Source organism: Sphingorhabdus lacus, from assembly GCF_009768975.1.
Classification (GTDB): domain Bacteria; phylum Pseudomonadota; class Alphaproteobacteria; order Sphingomonadales; family Sphingomonadaceae; genus Sphingorhabdus_B; species Sphingorhabdus_B lacus.
In genome coordinates this window covers 2,541,365-2,558,255 of record NZ_CP035733.1, presented here as the reverse complement: position 1 = coordinate 2,558,255, position 16,891 = coordinate 2,541,365, and the positions used below count along the sequence as shown (strand labels likewise).

The window sequence follows — 16,891 nt, the reverse complement described above, 5'->3', positions numbered from 1 at the left end:
GAAATTATTATGTAAATATGCATCAATACCGTTGACGCAAAATAATATTGACTTTCTAGCGACTCGGTGCGTATTTACGCAGTATGAGTTCTACTGCACTAAAACATTTTCCGTTGGTCGAAATTGCCGATATCCGTGCAGGCTATCCGTTTCGCGGTGCAATTGATGCGCTTGAGCAAGGCGATGTTGGTGCCATTCAGATGCGTAATGTGGACGAGGTTATCGGGGTAAATTGGAACGCCATTGCTCGCGTAAAACTACCATCGCAACGTTCTGCCGATTTGCTTGCAACCGGCGACCTGATATTCACCACCCGAGGTCGGCGCAATTTTGCCCTTGCCCTCGATAGAGTCCCATGCGCGGCGGTTTGCTCGCCGCACTTTTTTGTCATTCGCGTTTTTGACGAGACGCAGGTCATGCCCTCTTTTCTGGCTTGGCAGATAAACCAACGGTCGTGCCAAGACTATTTACAACAGGCCGCCACTGGTTCCCACATCTTAAATATCACGCGGGGAGCGATCGAATCCCTTCCCCTCGCATTACCATCTCTAGACATGCAACGTTCGCTGATGGCAGTTGTCACTACAGCCCAAAATGAACGGCGCATTCTAAATGAATTAATTAGTAATCGCACCCGTCAGATCGACGCAATTGCGGCAGAAATATTGAAAATCGAAAGGCACATCAGCGCATGACCGACCAGATTAAACAAGACGATGTGAATAAGGCGGTCTGGGGTGCGTGTGATACCTTTAGGGGAACCGTAGCCGCTGACATCTATAAGGATTTTGTCCTTACGATGCTGTTCCTGAAGTATATCAGCGATGTTTGGCAGGATCACTATGACGCCTACGCCAAGGATTATCCCGACGCGCCTGAATTGGTAACCGAAATGATGCGCAACGAACGCTTCGTTTTGCCAGCAGATGCAAGCTTTACCGCACTTTACAAGCGCCGCCATGAACCCGGCAATGGTGAGAGGATCGACCAAGCGCTGCATGCGATTGAGGAAGCCAATATCGGCAAACTGCGCGACGTCTTTCAGGATATCAGTTTTAATTCGAACAAGCTTGGCGAAGAGAAACAGAAGAATGATCTGCTTCGCCATTTGCTGGAGGATTTCGAAAAACCCGAGCTGAACATGCGCCCGTCGCGAATTGGCGACCTCGACGTCATCGGCAACGCTTATGAATTTCTAATCAAGAATTTCGCATCAGATGCCGGGCGCAAGGCTGGCGAATTTTATACGCCGCCGGAAGTCTCGCAGCTGATGGCGGAGATCATGGACATGAACGAGGGCGAAGAAGCTTGTGACCCCACCTGTGGGTCTGGCTCGTTGTTGATGAAGTGCGGGCGACGTGTGGTCGCTAAAAGCGGATCGAAGAAATATGCGCTCTACGGTCAGGAATCCATTGGCAGCACGTGGGCGCTCGCGAAGATGAATATGTTCCTGCACGGCGAGGATAATCACCGCATTGAATGGGGCGATACAATCCGCAACCCCAAGCTGCTCGACGCCGAAGATCGATTGAAGCATTTTGATATCGTAGTCGCCAACCCGCCGTTTAGCCTAGACAAATGGGGGCATGACACAGCGGAGCACGACCGCTTTGGACGTTTCCGGCGCGGCTTGCCGCCACGTACTAAGGGCGATTACGCTTTTATCCTACACATGGTCGAAACGATGAAGCCGCGCACAGGGCGTATGGCGGTTGTTGTGCCCCACGGTGTCCTTTTCAGGGGAAGCAGCGAAGGTGCGATCCGGCGCAAGCTGATTGAAGAGAATCTACTCGACGTCGTGATCGGTCTACCCGAAAAGCTGTTTTATGGGACGGGCATTCCTGCCGCGATCCTTATCTTGCGCAAAAACAGGCCGACCAACGACGTTCTTTTTATCGATGCAAGTCGCGAATTCAAATCTGGAAAGAACCAGAACCAGCTAACCCGCGACCACCTCGACAAAATCATTTCGACTATCCAAGCAGGCGAAAGCGCGCCCAAATACGCCCACCTTGCTACGCCAGAGGAAATCGCGGGTAACGACTGGAACCTCAATATCCCGCGTTATGTAGATACGTTCGAAGAAGAAGAGGAGATCGACCTTGTTGCCGTACGCGCAGAGCGGCTCAAACTAAAAGACGAGCTGGCCACACTTGAGTTAAAAATGGACGGCTATTTGAAAGAGCTTGGTTTCTGATGGTAGACGAAGTCATCCGGTATAATACCGTGGACGGGGTTAAGCCGAGGCCTTTGCGCAGTTTCAAAGGGGATAAGGCATGATTCCCAAGGGGTGGAAAGCCACCGTAATAGGTCAGCACGCTGAAATTCTTACCGGCTTTGCATTCAAGAGTGCTGAATACACATCCGATGAGCAAGACGTTAAGCTTCTTCGCGGAGACAACGTCGCGCCACATCGATTGCGTTGGCGCGATGTGAAGCGGTTCCCATTAGAACGCGCCGCTGAGATGGACCGCTATCAGCTGCGAGCGGGCGATTTTGTAGTTGCAATGGATCGAACGTGGCTTCCCTCGGGGGTGAAAATTGCCGAGGTTACCGAAGCTGACTTGCCCTGCCTGTTGGTGCAGCGGGTAGCTCGTCTCAGAGCCAGAGGCACCTTGCATCAAGGGTTGATGAAACAATTCTTTTCTGGTCATCATTTCGATCAACATGTTCAAGCAGTTCAGACTGAAACAGCAGTTCCGCATATAAGCCCTGCCGATTTGCGTGATTATCCTATAATGCTCCCGCCGCTAACTGAACAAAGGCGTATTGCGGAGATTTTGTCGACATGGGATCACGCGATCGAAACGCTGGAGACACTTATTGCCAACGCCCGTGCCCAGAAAAAGGCGCTGATGCAATCGCTCCTCACCGGCACACAACGCCTGCCGGGCTTTTCGGCGGATTGGCGTTGGATAAAATTTTCGGAGGTGTTTGAGCGCGTCCGGCAAAAGAATGACGTTGGAAATACTAATGTCCTGACAATTTCGGCACAACATGGCCTGGTCAGTCAGGTTGAATATTTCAACAAGAGCGTCGCGAGCGAAGATGTGCGGGGATACACTTTGCTGCGCAATGGCGATTTCGCGTATAACAAGAGCTATTCCGACGGATACCCGATGGGAGCTTTCAAACCATTAGAACGCTATGACAGCGGCATCGTTTCCAGCCTGTATATTTGCTTTCGCTTAGCAAATGACGGGCATGACCACGGATTCTTTCGGCATTATTTTGAAGCTGGTCTGTTCAATCGGGAGATTTCAGCCATCGCCCAAGAAGGCGCGCGCAATCACGGCTTGTTGAACGTCAGCGTAGTGGATTTCTTTGACACATCTCTCCACGCGCCAGGACACGAAGAGCAAACTGCAATAGCTGAGGTGATAAACGAAGCTGAAAAAATGGAGCGAACGTTGCTCAACCAACTAGCCGCTCTTCGCAATGAAAAATCCGCCCTGATGCAGCAACTCCTCACAGGCAAACGGCGGGTTACGGTAGATTTGGAGGAGAAAACATGCTAACCGATATTTCATCCAGTGATCGGATTAGTGATCCAGTGCGCGTCAAAGCGATGCATCGCTTTGACGCGCACTGGACCAAAAGTCAACTTCTGGTTGACAAAACGGCCTTGCGTCGCTATCTGCACATCAACAGAGCCCTCCACGCCTCTCTACGATGCGCACCAGGAGGGACTTTTTTTGCCCGCAGCACGGGCAAGGTGGCAATCACATGACGCTACCGCCGATCCTCCAAGCCAAAGTGCCGTTCACCAAGCCAGCGCTAACTATTGCCCAGCAGATTGCAAAGCTGGAGGGCGAGGGCATGGCCATCGGCGATCATGCAATGGCAACACATTGCTTGCAACATATCAGCTATTATCGCCTCAGCGCTTACTGGCTCTATTTCGAGTACCCGAAGGGACAAGCAGGGCCACGATTTAGGCCCGGCACCACTTTCGAGGACGTTATCGCGCTGTACGAGTTCGACCGCACTTTGCGCCTGCTCGTATTAGACGCGGTTGAACGGATCGAAGTCGCGATTCGGGGCAGTTGGGCTTATGTCTTGGCAACGCAGGGAGGTTCCCACGGCTACTTGAACCGACACCTTTATTCCGACCAACGGAAATTTGTTGGCAACTGTCGCAAGTTGGACGAAGAAACCGCCCGATCAAAAGACACCTTCATTCTACACTATAAAGCCAAATATTCCGGACCGACGCGCCCACCTGTATGGATGGCGTCAGAGTTAATGTCATTTGGGCTTTTGTCTCGTTGGTACGCTTTGCTGGACGGACGGTCCAACCGACAATTAGTGGCCGCACCGTTCGCAATCGACGAAATAGTTTTCGTTCCTGCCGTTCAACATATTTCTAACGTCCGTAACACCTGCGCGCACCATGGACGTCTTTGGAATCGGCGGCTTAAAGCGACTTTGAAATTGCCCAAAAAGAACCCGCCGGAATTGGCGAGGGCTCTAAATCGGACAGCCAACGACAAGCTTTATAACACTCTCGCCTTTCTCAAATATCTGCTCGACAAATGTGAACCTGCAAATGGCTGGGGTCAGCGACTGATTGATCATATGGCAACCCTTGCACCGGGCCGCGATGCGGACATGGGCTTTCCTGCAAATTGGACGGATTGGCAATTGTGGGGTGGTACCAAATGACCCTCACTCCTAACACGGCAGAGCTCTACAGCGCGCACATCCCAGCGCTTGCAACGCTAGTAGCGCTTGGCTGGGAATATGTGTCGCCCGCCGAATGCATCGCAATGCGTGGCAGCAATGCGCAGGTTTTGCTTCGCCCGGTGTTAGTCGATGAACTGCAAAGGCGAACATTTGAACATAAGGGTAAAATCCATTCGCTTTCGCCCAACGCCATCGACCAGATCATCCGCGAACTGTCATCGCCCGCTCTTAACGAGGGCCTAATGACCGCAAACGAGCGGCTCTACAACGCACTCACACTGGGCATCACAGTCACCGAATTTGTCGATGGGAAGCGCATCAGCATCACCGTTCCAATCATCAATTGGGCAGTGCCGCAAACCAACGCTTTTCACATCACCGAAGAATATGAGCTGCTTTCGACCAGCGGCACGCACACGCGCCGGCCCGACATGGTCGGTTTTGTCAACGGCATCCCCCTGCTTGTCATTGAAGCCAAACGCCCGGACAGCGGCAACCCGAATAAGTCGATGGTGGACGAAGGCATTAGCCAGACTATCCGAAACCAGGGGCAGGACGAGATTCCGTTGCTGTTCGCTTACGCACAACTGTTGTTGTCCATAGGCATGACCGACGGACGCTATGGCACCACAAAAACACCTCGCAAATTCTGGGCGCAATGGCGAGAGGAGGAATTTGTCGAGGATCATTTTCTTGGCGTCAAAAACAAGGCGCTGGCAACCGATCCGCGCGCGGCCATCCTAAAGAGCCAAGTGCGCGAAGTGCGTGAACATTTCAATCATTTATGGGACGGCGAGCAGGCAGTGACAGGACAGGATCGCTTGCTGGTTTCGCTGTGCTCGCCGAACCGATTTCTTGAGTTCATCCGCAGCTATGTGTTGTTTGACCGCAAGGTCGAGAAGATCGTGGCGCGGCACCAACAGTTTTTCGGTATCCGGTCACTGTTGCGCGAAATTGCCGTCATACGACCTGACGGCGGGCGTGAAGGTGGTGTTATTTGGCACACCACAGGATCGGGCAAGAGTTTCACGATGGTGATGCTCTGCAAGGCTTTGCTGCTCGACGATGCGTTGCGCGAATGCCGCCTAATTGTCGTTACCGACCGGCGCGACCTTGAAAAGCAATTGGCGGGCAACTTCCTGACAGGCGGGGCATTCGGTTCAGATTTAGCGGACAAAGAAGGCGAGCGTGCAAAGACCCGTTCTGGCCGAGACCTTGCCCGCAGGATCGGCAAAGGAACCGAGCGGATCATATTCACGATCATCAACAAATTCGCCAGCGCAGCGAAGCTTGACGCCTGCCACAACAATAGCCCCAATCTCATTGTGCTAGTTGATGAGGGGCATCGTAGCCAGGGCGGCGAAAATCACGAGAGGATGCGACACGCCCTGCCGAACGCCGCCTATGTGGCGTTCACCGGCACCCCCCTGCTGAAAAATGACAAGACCGCCAACAAGTTCGGCCGAATTGTCCATGCGTATACAATGCAGGACGCGGTTGCGGACGGAACAGTTACGCCCTTGCTGTATGAGGAACGAAAGCCCGTCCTCGATATAAACGAAGCGGCCATCGACAATTGGTTCGAAAAGATCACCATCGGCCTTTCGGATAAACAGAAGAGCGACCTGAAAGAGAAATATGGCAAAAAAGGGCCGGTTTATGGCTCCGCGAACCGCATTGACCTTATTGCCTGGGACATTGCGGTTCACTTTAGCGAGCATTTTGGCGCACGCGACATGGGGCTGAAGGGGCAACTTGCCACCGATAGCAAGCTGTCGGCAATCCGTTACAAAAAGGCTCTTGATGCAACCGGTCTGGTCACCAGCGCCGTCATCATTTCCTCGCCCGACACGCGCGAAGGCCATGAGGAAGTTGACGAGGCCGAATTGCCCGAGGTTTTGCAATGGTGGAAGGATAACGTCAAAGGCGATGACGAGGATTATGAGCGACGGACAATTGAAGACTTTGGCACAGAGGGAAAGCCAGACATTCTGATCGTCGTGGATAAGCTTTTGACCGGCTTTGATGAGCCTCGAAACGCTGTGCTCTATATCGACAAGCCACTGAAACAACATAATCTAATACAAGCAATTGCGCGAGTAAACCGGCTGCATGAGGAGAAGAAATACGGGCTGCTAATCGACTATCGTGGCATCTTGCGCGAACTTGATTCCGCTTTAGCTGAATATCAGGATTTGGCGGAGCGGACGCAGGGGGGCTTTGATCTCGACGACATTGATACGCTCTATTCCAACGTTAACACCGAATATAAGCGACTCCCTTCGTTACACGATACCCTTTGGGGCCTTTTTGCTAGCGTGAAAAACCGCGCTGATATTGAGCAGTACCGACAGATTCTTGTTCCGAGATTCCGAGAGCAGCCAGATGGAGTGCCTCTTGATATCACTCAGATGGTCCGGGAAGACTTTTACGAGGCTTTGACCGAGTTTGGTATGTGTTTGCGAGTTGCCTTGGCGACTCGATCATTTTTCGAAGATGCGTCCGTCACTGAAGGGCAGATTGCGACTTATAAGCGCGACCTCAAATTCTTTACCAGCCTTCGGCGGATGGCCAAGCAAGATGCACAAGAAACGGTCGATTTCAGTGCATATGAAAATCAAATTCGGAAGCTTGTAGACCGTTACGTCATTGGAGAGAAAATCGAAGAGGCCGATGGGGCTGTCCTCATAAACGACCCGGCTCGCCATGAAGACGTCGATAGCTGGAGTGACGAAAAGACAAGGAATGAAACCGACATCATCAAGAGCCGCTTGAAGAGAACAATTGAACAGGAACTCGTTGACGATCCGTTTGCCCAACGCCACTTTTCCGAGTTGCTCCGGCAAGCGATTGCGGAAGCCCAAGCTATGTTTGGCAATGCAAAACGGCAATATGCCCTCTTCAAAGAACTTGATGAAGATTTGGCGTCGCGGCACGTTGAAGGTACACCACAAAGAATCGCCGATAACCGACATGCGGCAGCATATTTCGGGCTAATGCGGCTGCAACTTGGCGACGAAGCTGTTCTAAAATCTGATTCTATCGCGTTTGAGGATCTTGCTCTCGCGATGGATATAGCGGTTCGTACAGCCGTTGCAGAGAACTCACTAAACCCTCAGAACATTGAATCCGCCATCCGTAAATCGTTACTGCCTTTGCTGTTCCCGCATACTGGATTGGACCAAGCGAAGGCGATCACCGAACGAGTTATTGAAGTGACCCGCGTTGGTCTTTTCCAAGGCTTGCAATGAACGAAGGCCTGCTTCGTTATGGTAACGTCAACGTGCCATATTCGGTGAATGAGAATGACCGATTGCGGTCCCGAATTCGCATTCACGTTCTACCGGATTCTAACGTCGTGGTTGAGGCTCCATTGTGCAGTTCCACAGCCAAGGTTCAAGCTGCGGTCCAAAAGCGCGCTCGGTGGATTGTCCGTCAACTTTCCGAAACGGCGGCGTTACGAGAACATGCATTGCCGCGCACCTACGTTTCAGGTGAAGCGCATTTTTATCTAGGCCGTCGCTACCGGTTAAAGGTTGCCGTAGACAACCTAAGTCCATCTCGCGTTCGCTGCATGCGTGGTGCAATAGAGGTGACGTTGCCGATAAGTGATCCCGTCGCCGTTCGCCGGAGATTACGAAATTGGTATGCGCAACGCGCTAAGGCTTATTTTGCTAGCCGACTCTCGCTTTTATCAAGTGAGCTGCCCTGGCTGGAAAGCCCGCCCGAGTTTCGACTCTTAAAGATGAACAAGCAATGGGGCAGTTGCTCACCATCTGGTAATATGAATTTGAACCCCTCTTTAATCAAAGCTCCCAAGCATTGCATCGACTATGTGTTGATCCATGAACTTTGCCACTTGCAGGAGCATAACCACAGTAAGCGATTCTACTGGCTTTTGGACCGTCATTGTTCCGAATGGCAGGCGAGCAAAGCAAGCTTGGACAATATGGCGGAGCTGCTGCTGAACGAGTAGGTAGCGACCCTATCCTTCGATCAACGCCAGTGTGGATTAAGAAGAATGTGTCGGCCTTATTCCAGCCAGGTAATTACTTACTATGCCGCGTCAACATCTAGCCAAGGCGCGAGGATTGCGGCGTCGTTGGCAGCAGCGAGAAGCTGTTGTGAAAATTTTCTCATGCGCCGGGCTTTGATCGTGCTGGTGTAACTGCGATCAGGGCGAAGCTCCACAATCCGCCGCAGTATCCTGTCTTCGACAACCTCCATCGGCGCCAGGGGGTCTAGCAGTCCTCGCCATCTGGTTAGCATCAATGCGGTGCTGATAACATCACCTTCACAGCCTTCCTGAACCAACTGCCATTCACCTGCATAGATATGCCGAGCCATTGCAAATGCTGGCGCGCTGATTTTTGCGGGGATATTGAGGCTGGCAAGCAGTTCGGCCATATGGACCTGTTTCATTTTCATGCCTCCGGACATAATCCGAGCAAAATCTAGGTGGCGCGCTCGGTCTGCTCCGCCAAACGCCAGCCATCGCCAAGCTGGTGGCAGACTAAGACCGTGACGCATCGCCGCCAACGTGAATATTGGAATATCGTGCATCATTCCGGCGAAGGTCACCAGCTCAGCGCCTTGAGGCGCGGCTGCTAACGATTTCATTACGCCCTTAACGACCTCGCGCTCATCGAGATCCGGTGCACTAAAGGTTTCGAACGTGGCGATGTCAAAATTGCCATCCAAATGCTCGATCAACGTCATGACACTGGAGGTGGTAATTGTCTGGAATGGCCAGCGCGGCGTTTTCAAAGGGTCTTCGCTGCGCTTGTAGCCACGACGAGACGGCGCTTCATTATTTGGCTTCCAGCGCTCCATCAGTTGATAGCGTTGGTGACCCGATTCATCAAGGACCGCGCTTTCGAGATCAAGGACGACATACGACCGCGGACGGGCGGGCTCACGGGTTTGGGTAGGTTGCATGATCATTTGCGTTATTACCTTTTCTAAGTCGTTGGGGGTAATCTGTTCCGGTTAGTCACCAGCCTATAAGACGAGACATTTTCCCTTCATCTCGGCGTGCTCGTTGCTTCCATTCTTGTAGATTTGTGTTTCAACTTCAGCGATGCCGATTGCGCCACGTGATTGACGTGCGATCAAAATGCTTGCGGGCAATTATGTTGTCGCGGAGCCAATCCTCCTCAGCATCACATTCAACTGGTGATAGTTCGATCCACCACACTTTCGCACGTGCATCCCATGAATAGCCCCGACGCTTCAGCTGATGACGCTTACTATAAGGCGCCCCGCACGCTTCTAGGCGGGTCATCCTGCACGAAGCATTATCTAGCAAATCGCTTAGTACTGTTCGGCCACTGGGCAGGCGATGCGCGAGCAAATGGACCAGCGAAACGACGTCGGTCATCGCGCGGTGGGAGTCGTTAAAATAGCCAACTTGGTTCAGCAAGTGCCCCAGTTTGCGGCCGTCAAACCCAGCTGTCAGCCAATCAAAATCCTTCGCCGAGCATGCCCATGCTGCCCCTGCGATACTGGGGATCAGACGCTCCACGAAGCCAATGTCAAAACTTGCACAATGCGCGATCAACACGTCAGCAGTATGCAAACGGTGCTCCACCACCGCTGTCTCAAATTTCAGACCTTGAACGTCGGCATCGGCAATGCCTGTGATAGCAGTAATCTTAGGCGGTATCGGAATACTCGGCTCTCGAAGCCCTTCTTGCGCGCTGATTATTTTCACGATCTCGCCAACGCCATTTATCTCAAGCGTTACGAGTGCGAGGTCGATTATCTCGTCTTGTTCAGGGTCGATACCGGTTGTTTCGGTGTCAAGGATACCAACAATGCGAAATGGCCCCTTGCCACGGGGTGCGAGCTGCAGATCTTTTAGCTGCGCAACGCGGTGAAGAATGCGGACGTCTGAATCGGTTTTTTTGACAACATTCTTAGCGACGTCGACCGTTAAGCGGTTTGTAGTATTAGTCATGGTAACTCCTGCTTGCCGATCAAACAGGAGTAGAATTTTTCCTCTCCTTTCACTTGATCACAGCATCAGCAGAAATCAAAGTCTGCAGTTCATGCCGCTCCAGTCCGGCTGCGATGCTCTAGCGGTAACAATTTGATCCCAGTCGGTTGGAGGTGGCCGGTCACAACTACAAATGAGTCCTCCATCAGTGTCCGTAATTCCTCCAGATACTTGTCTATTCCAATCACGTGCATCCGTCGGTTGTAGTGCTTGGCTCCAGTTCCATCCGACGCATGGCCTAAAATGCGGTCTATGTGAGCCTGCGATGCGTCGATGCTTGCAAGAATACTTTCAGAGTAAGTTCGCAGCGAATGAAAGTCGGCGCGTTTGCCATCGGACGTCCGGGGCAGGCGAATTTGGGCGTCGACTGCGTCAACCAAATTCACCCAAGCTCGCGCATAAAACATTGTACCGCCACCACTTTTAATTGTGTAGAGTTCCGGGAAGAGCTTGGTGTTGCCATTCTTGGCAACCGCCCGAACGTAATCTGCGAATCCTAGACGTAGAAGCTCCCTGTGTATTGGAACATGGCGGATGCGATAACGTGTTTTCGCGCCAGCTCGCTCGACACCATCCTTGGATCGCGTCATGTTATCGCGGATCAAAAAATGCGGAATTGCACAGTCAAGGTTAACGTCCCTTAGCTCCAATCCGCACAATTCGTTTAGAACACCGCCACTGTAGGACCCAGCCATTGGCACCCAATAGGCTGCATCGTGCCAAACCGTGGGCAAATGGCTTTCCTCAAGGCGCCTAAGGTGACCACCACCGCCAGTGTAGAGATTCAAGTTGAATAGCGCTTCCAAATGCGAGGGAGTCCACGGCATTCGCTTTGGATCAAGCGGATCAGGCTGGTCGATCGTTTTGCGTTTAACGGCTGCCAAGACGAGCCGATCACCAGATCTCGGTTCCCAGGGGCCATCTTCTGCGCCGAGAACCTGGCATGCCGCCTGGAGAACACCAACGTCCCGATTAAAGGTTGCGGCCGATCGCGTTTCGCCTCGTTTCTCGGGAAAGCCGGCTTTGACCGTGGTCCAAGGCAACTGCGGCTTGGCCTTAATATGATCCATCCAGCGAAACCCCGCAGGTGCTTCTTCATACGCCGCGACAAATGTCGAGATATCCGATTGCCTATACTCGCATAATTGTTTGTCGCCGGTGACCCATGCAAAGATGTGCAAGATCCGGTTTTGATCGCCAGTTTCGGCCTTCCAATCTTTGTCGGCGAGCTTCTTGTCGATGATATGCCGAATAACTTCTGAAAATCTGCGCTCGTCGCGGCGCGCGAAAGGAAACTCTGTATCGTTAGCCGGTTGGGGTATCTGGATTGTGGCGGAAGCGTTCGGATTCGTGGCTTCATTCGCATGAGGATTAGCGCCCTGACTATTTGCGAGCCTTAGTAATGCAATGAAATCGTCGTCCAGCAACGCGGCTGTCGCATCGCCGCGCGCAAGGACGGCAGGATTCGCCAGGAACGCGCTGCGCTGTTGCGCCTCTATCCTTCCGGAATAATGTGCTTTTATGGCATCGAACAGATTGCCTTCGCTGACACCAATACCGAGTTTTTCAATATAATCGGGCATAATTCGCCGCTCGGTGGAATGCCGTGACACGTAAACGCCATGAAGCTTCTCTGCGATTTTTTGATCTTCTTCGTCTAAGTTGTCCCACAGCGTAGGCTGTGCGCCGCGAACATAACGCTGCCGCTCCTCATCGTAAGCAGCCGCGTAGATCCGCGCTCGTCTCTTTTCCTCGGCATCGTTAAATGTCGACCGATCAAGGCTATGAGCGGTCGCTAGCGTCAATTCCTCCGCCATTGCCATCTTGAAAATTTGGCTGCGCTGGGCGGCGGTCATGGGCGCTGCGAAAGAATGCTCCAACATCGTCATCTCCATATCCCAGCGGGAAGCCAGTCGACGCGCCAATACGCGCGCGCGATCCGGGTCGCGGGTTTTCATAGAAATGCTTATAGGACGGTAGTCTCCATTTTGACGGGTGATACGGCGGCGAAAGTGAAATGTTTTCCCGCGACGCCAGATATAGGTGTCCAAGCCCATGTAAATCGCTCCATCCGGCACGGCGGGGCGCTTAAAGGCGAACGGGACGGTGGATGAATCGTGTTACGAGGCTGATCACGCAAAACCGTGTGAACGATTTTGTGAACAGTTTTGTACACAATCCGAGTCCGCCGCGCTCACGACGTGCCGGAATATGGCGGATTTCTGCTGATTTTCAGGAAATTATGGTGACCCCTACGGGAATCGAACCCGTGTTTCAGCCGTGAAAGGGCCGCGTCCTAACCGCTAGACGAAGGGGCCAATCGCTTGGCGAGCCGCGCCTTTACGGATTCGATTTGCCTAGGTCAAGCCCAACATGATGCAAAATCAATCTGCAAAGGCGATATCGTCAATATGTAGCTCCGCCTTGGGTGTGGGACCCCAGTCGTCGATCTTTGCGCGACCCGCTAGCCAATATTTTCGGCCACGTTCTCCATGCATCAGCATTTGCCCCAATGCCGTTTCGCCTTGCCGGAAGGCCATGGCTTTGAACGACGCACCGTCGTCGCCACCGACGATGGCGCGAACATGGTCCTTGCCAACGATATCGCATTTTATAACCCGCACCGGTCCAGTAACAATTCGAGGGCCCGGCCAGCCCATGCCATAGGGGCCAGCACCTTCCATCGCCTCTATGAATGCAGGGTTCAGTCCGCGGGGTGTCAGCAGTGCGTCGACAAGCATAGCGCTGTTGGCGCTGGCGCGTGTGACATCGGCAGCGAGCCGTTCATCAAGCCAGTCGGCAAGCGCATCGACCTTGTCGGCGGCTATCGTCAATCCGGCGGCCATGGCGTGCCCACCGCCCGCAACCAGCAACCCAGCCTCGCGGGCCGAAATAATGGCGGCGCCCAGATCAACGCCTGCGATGGAACGGCCCGATCCTTTGCCGACGCCCTGATCATCGATGGCAATAATAATGGAAGGCTTTCCGGTCTTTTCCTTGATACGCCCAGCTACAATGCCGATGACTCCCGGGTGCCAGCCCTGACCCGCCAATAACGCGACGGCGCGATTATGCTGACCCGCAAGCATTGCTTCGGCTTCTTCCTGGACAAGGGCCTCGATCGACCGCCGCTCTTCATTCAAGCGATCCAGTTCGGCGGCAATGGAGCGGGCTTCTTCGCGGTCTTGTGTGGTCAATAAGCGCACCCCTAGATCGGATTTGCCAACACGCCCTCCCGCATTGATTCGAGGCCCCAGTGCAAAGCCGAGATCCGAACATACCGGTGCGCGGTTCAATCGGCTGGCTTCGATCAAAGCGGCGAGCCCGATATTGCGCCGTCCAGCCATCACCTTTAGTCCTTGCGCAACAAAAGCGCGATTGAGGCCGCGTAATTGTGCAACGTCCGCGACTGTGCCTAGGGCTACAATGTCGAGCAGCTCCATCAATTTGGGCTCGGCCCGGTTCACGAAGTAGCCCCGACCGCGCAAAATGCGGACGATGGCGGCCGCCAGAAGAAACGCAACACCAACGGCGGCGAGATGACCGTGTGAGGCCGCCTCATCATTTTCGTCTAACCGATTGGGATTTACGAGGGCGAAGGCAGACGGAAGGTCTGCGGCGCATTTGTGATGGTCAACAACGATGACTTCAAGCCCTGCTGCTTTGGCTTGCGCTAGCGCATCAAAGGCCATGGCGCCGCAGTCCACGGTAACGATCAGGCGGCAGCCGCTATCCCCGATGCGCACCAGTGCCTCGCCGGATGGGCCATAGCCTTCCATCAACCGGTCCGGAATATAATGGCCCGCGTCCAATCCCAAGTCCCGCAAAAGGCGTATCAGCAATGCGGCGCTGGTTGCGCCGTCCACATCATAGTCGCCATAGATCGTCACAGCTTCACGTGCTTCAACGGCATCAGCTAGGCGTTCAGCAGCACAATCCATGTCCCGAAAAATCGACGGATCGGGCATGAAACCGCGTATAGTCGGGTCGCGGTGGCGTTCGATATCATCGCGAGGGACGCCGCGTGCCAAAAGCAATTGCGTGACAAGATCGTCCGGCTGAAATCCCGGATCGCGTGCGTCGACATCTCCGCTGCGCCATTTCCAGCTTTGCCCGGTAACGGAATGTGTGATGTTGAGGACCGAAGACATGGCTCTTCCCTATGCGGGGTTGCGAATGCTAGCAAGCCGACATGAAAGAATTGCTCATCGTCTGGCACAGCATGACCGGCGGGTCTAGGGCGCTGGCGAAGGCGGCGGCACAAGGCGCAGAAGACGAAGGCGCTGTGAAGGTCAGCTGTGTTTCCGCAGAACAAGCCAACCCGTTGGATATGCTTGGCGCACACGGATATCTGTTTGTGTTCCCCGAAAATCTCGCCGCAATCAGCGGCGTGATGAAAGCCTTTTTTGACCGTTGCTATTATCCGTGCCTAGGCCGGATTGAGGGGCGGCCTTATGCGATGATAATATGCGCAGGCTCAGACGGGAGTAATGCTGCACGGCAAGCCGAGCGTATCGCCACTGGCTGGCGGCTTCGAAAAATTGCCGAACCCCTGATCATATGCACCCATGCCCAGACGGAAACCGCGATCATGGCTTCGAAAACAATTGGCGAAGAAGGGTTGGAGCAAGCTCGCCAAACCGGCGCGCATTTAGCGGCCGGTATGGCACTTGGCATATTTTAACGGATCGGGTTTGCCCGGCCGTGCTCGCTTTTCACGCGGCGTACGGTGCCGCTGGATGCACGCATAACGATTGTCTCCGTGGTAATGCGGCCGTCGCGCAGCGTTTTTACCCCATGCAACAGCGACCCGTCTGTAACGCCGGTCGCTGCAAAGATGCAGTCACCCTTCGCCAGTTCTTCCAGATCGTAGATTTTGTCGAGGTCTTCAATGCCCCATTTATGGGCACGCTTGCGCTCGTCATCATTGCGGAACAGCAACCGGCCTTTGAATTGTCCGCCAACACAACGCAGTGCTGCCGCAGCGAGTACGCCCTCTGGCGCGCCGCCTGTTCCCATATAAATATCCACAGTTGTTTCGGGGTTTGTCGTAGCAATAACGCCCGCAACATCGCCATCGGGGATCAACATCACACCGCATCCCAAAGCGCGCAATTCCGCGATCAGCTTCTCATGGCGTGGGCGGTCCAGCACACAAACGATGATTTCGCTGGGGTCCACACCCTTTTCCCGCGCAACAGCCGTCACATTCTCGGTGACGCTACGGTCAAGATTGACGATATCGGGTGAATAGCCGGGGCCAACGGCGATTTTGTCCATGTAGACGTCAGGCGCGTTCAGCAAGTTGCCTTCTTCGGCAACTGCGAGCACGGCGAGTGCATTCGGACCAGCCTTTGCAGTGATTGTTGTTCCTTCGAGTGGATCAAGCGCAATATCGATTCGTGGCCCCTTACCAATCGCCGATCCAACCTTTTCGCCAATGTACAGCATGGGGGCTTCGTCGCGCTCACCTTCGCCGATGACGACAGTGCCGTCCATATACAAGCCGTTCAGGGCCGCGCGCATCGCTTCCACCGCTGCCGCATCGGCTGCCTTTTCATCGCCACGGCCAATTAACTTGGCCGCTGAAATTGCGGCCGCTTCAGTAACGCGGACCATTTCGAGGACAAGCACTCGGTCGAGGATTTGGCTTGCTGCCGTCATAAGTATTTCCTAGCTTATTAAAAATCGGGTCTCTTTAGGGGAAGAATGCTCGGCAAATAGGCGTCGTAATTACGTTTCGCTGCTCCGATAAGGAAGGCTTTGCCAAATGTCGAGATTGCTTATCATTGCGTTTGCATTTTCAGCTTCGACAACATTAGCACAATCAGACTCGGAACGCGATGTCGCAGCCCAGATCGAGAAGGCGCGGCGGCTGGTCGCCGTCGACAAGGATGGCTGTGTCAAATATCCCCAGACAGATGAGATTGTTGTCTGCGGTGATCACCCTGATGATGTCAGTCAGCGCATTTTCAAGGGTTCTAAGGATGACAATGAAACGCGGCGTCGACGCTGAGAGGCCGTTTCGACCCGACGGGCAGCGGCCTGCCTCACCGGGGATAGTATGTGCAAGATATATATGAAGGGCGTTGGGGTAGGCTTCGGTTATGTGCCGCCGCCAGCAATCCCGCTGGAAGAGGTTCTCCGGGGATTACCCGAACCCGATATGATCTTGCGGGAAGACGGGCCGCAAGAATAGGCGACTTA

General features: G+C 53.6%; 15 protein-coding genes and 1 tRNA gene. 10 read left to right on the top strand and 6 right to left on the bottom strand.

Annotation, left to right across the window (positions count from 1 at the left end; translation table 11 throughout):
• The first annotated feature begins 83 nt into the window (after positions 1-83).
• The 7 genes from EUU25_RS12070 to EUU25_RS12040 all read left to right on the top strand — a co-directional run bounded on the left by EUU25_RS12070 (position 84) and on the right by EUU25_RS12040 (position 8,662).
• Complete coding sequence (locus EUU25_RS12070; RefSeq protein WP_158901298.1) at positions 84-695, top strand: restriction endonuclease subunit S; 612 nt, start codon at positions 84-86, stop codon at positions 693-695.
• The gene (locus tag EUU25_RS12065; RefSeq protein WP_158901296.1) at positions 692-2,197 is read left to right on the top strand and encodes a type I restriction-modification system subunit M; all 1,506 of its coding nucleotides are present in this window, start codon (positions 692-694) and stop codon (positions 2,195-2,197) included. Before EUU25_RS12070 ends, EUU25_RS12065 begins: the two co-directional genes overlap by 4 nt.
• 79 nt (positions 2,198-2,276) lie before the next feature.
• Positions 2,277-3,518, top strand: a complete 1,242-nt coding sequence (locus EUU25_RS12060; protein ID WP_158901294.1) for a restriction endonuclease subunit S — start codon at positions 2,277-2,279, stop codon at positions 3,516-3,518.
• Positions 3,512-3,730 (top strand): hypothetical protein, encoded by a 219-nt coding sequence (locus EUU25_RS12055; RefSeq protein WP_158901292.1) that lies wholly within the window; start codon positions 3,512-3,514, stop codon positions 3,728-3,730. Before EUU25_RS12060 ends, EUU25_RS12055 begins: the two co-directional genes overlap by 7 nt.
• Positions 3,727-4,665 carry an Abi family protein gene (locus tag EUU25_RS12050; protein WP_158901290.1) on the top strand — a complete coding sequence of 313 codons (939 nt, stop codon included), beginning with the start codon at positions 3,727-3,729 and terminating at the stop codon, positions 4,663-4,665. The genes EUU25_RS12055 and EUU25_RS12050 overlap by 4 nt, the downstream gene beginning before the upstream one ends.
• Entirely contained in the window at positions 4,662-7,937 is a 3,276-nt protein-coding gene (locus tag EUU25_RS12045; protein ID WP_158901288.1) for a type I restriction endonuclease subunit R, read from the top strand. Before EUU25_RS12050 ends, EUU25_RS12045 begins: the two co-directional genes overlap by 4 nt.
• Positions 7,934-8,662, top strand: a complete 729-nt coding sequence (locus tag EUU25_RS12040) for a M48 family metallopeptidase (protein WP_158901286.1) — start codon at positions 7,934-7,936, stop codon at positions 8,660-8,662. The genes EUU25_RS12045 and EUU25_RS12040 overlap by 4 nt, the downstream gene beginning before the upstream one ends.
• An 80-nt stretch (positions 8,663-8,742) precedes the next feature.
• Here EUU25_RS12040 and EUU25_RS12035 read toward each other — a convergent pair whose 3' ends face one another.
• From EUU25_RS12035 to recJ, 5 genes are all read right to left on the bottom strand, one after another.
• Positions 8,743-9,630, bottom strand: a complete 888-nt coding sequence (locus tag EUU25_RS12035; protein WP_246162701.1) for a 3'-5' exonuclease family protein — start codon at positions 9,628-9,630, stop codon at positions 8,743-8,745.
• A 130-nt stretch (positions 9,631-9,760) separates the two neighbouring features.
• On the bottom strand, positions 9,761-10,645 hold the full coding sequence (locus EUU25_RS12030) for a 3'-5' exonuclease (RefSeq protein WP_158901284.1): 885 nt from the start codon (positions 10,643-10,645) through the stop codon (positions 9,761-9,763).
• A gap of 89 nt (positions 10,646-10,734) precedes the next feature.
• Complete coding sequence (locus EUU25_RS12025; RefSeq protein ID WP_158901282.1) at positions 10,735-12,741, bottom strand: site-specific integrase; 2,007 nt, start codon at positions 12,739-12,741, stop codon at positions 10,735-10,737.
• A gap of 186 nt (positions 12,742-12,927) precedes the next feature.
• Positions 12,928-13,002 (bottom strand) — tRNA-Glu (locus EUU25_RS12020).
• Between the two features lie 66 nt (positions 13,003-13,068).
• On the bottom strand, positions 13,069-14,835 hold the full coding sequence (recJ, locus tag EUU25_RS12015; RefSeq protein ID WP_158901280.1) for a single-stranded-DNA-specific exonuclease RecJ: 1,767 nt from the start codon (positions 14,833-14,835) through the stop codon (positions 13,069-13,071).
• 41 nt (positions 14,836-14,876) lie between these two features.
• Here recJ and EUU25_RS12010 point away from each other — a divergent pair, with 41 nt between their 5' ends.
• The gene (locus EUU25_RS12010; protein ID WP_158901278.1) at positions 14,877-15,368 is read left to right on the top strand and encodes a flavodoxin family protein; all 492 of its coding nucleotides are present in this window, start codon (positions 14,877-14,879) and stop codon (positions 15,366-15,368) included.
• Here the strand turns inward: EUU25_RS12010 and glpX are convergent.
• Complete coding sequence (glpX, locus tag EUU25_RS12005) at positions 15,365-16,348, bottom strand: class II fructose-bisphosphatase (protein WP_158901276.1); 984 nt, start codon at positions 16,346-16,348, stop codon at positions 15,365-15,367. The two genes, EUU25_RS12010 and glpX, sit on opposite strands and share 4 nt — an antisense overlap.
• 106 nt (positions 16,349-16,454) lie before the next feature.
• Between glpX and EUU25_RS12000 the strand changes: the two genes are divergently transcribed.
• Both EUU25_RS12000 and EUU25_RS16645 read left to right on the top strand, forming a co-directional pair.
• Positions 16,455-16,700 (top strand): hypothetical protein, encoded by a 246-nt coding sequence (locus EUU25_RS12000; RefSeq protein WP_158901274.1) that lies wholly within the window; start codon positions 16,455-16,457, stop codon positions 16,698-16,700.
• Between the two features lie 48 nt (positions 16,701-16,748).
• Positions 16,749-16,883 carry a hypothetical protein gene (locus EUU25_RS16645; protein WP_281346991.1) on the top strand — a complete coding sequence of 45 codons (135 nt, stop codon included), beginning with the start codon at positions 16,749-16,751 and terminating at the stop codon, positions 16,881-16,883.
• Positions 16,884-16,891: the final 8 nt, after the last annotated feature.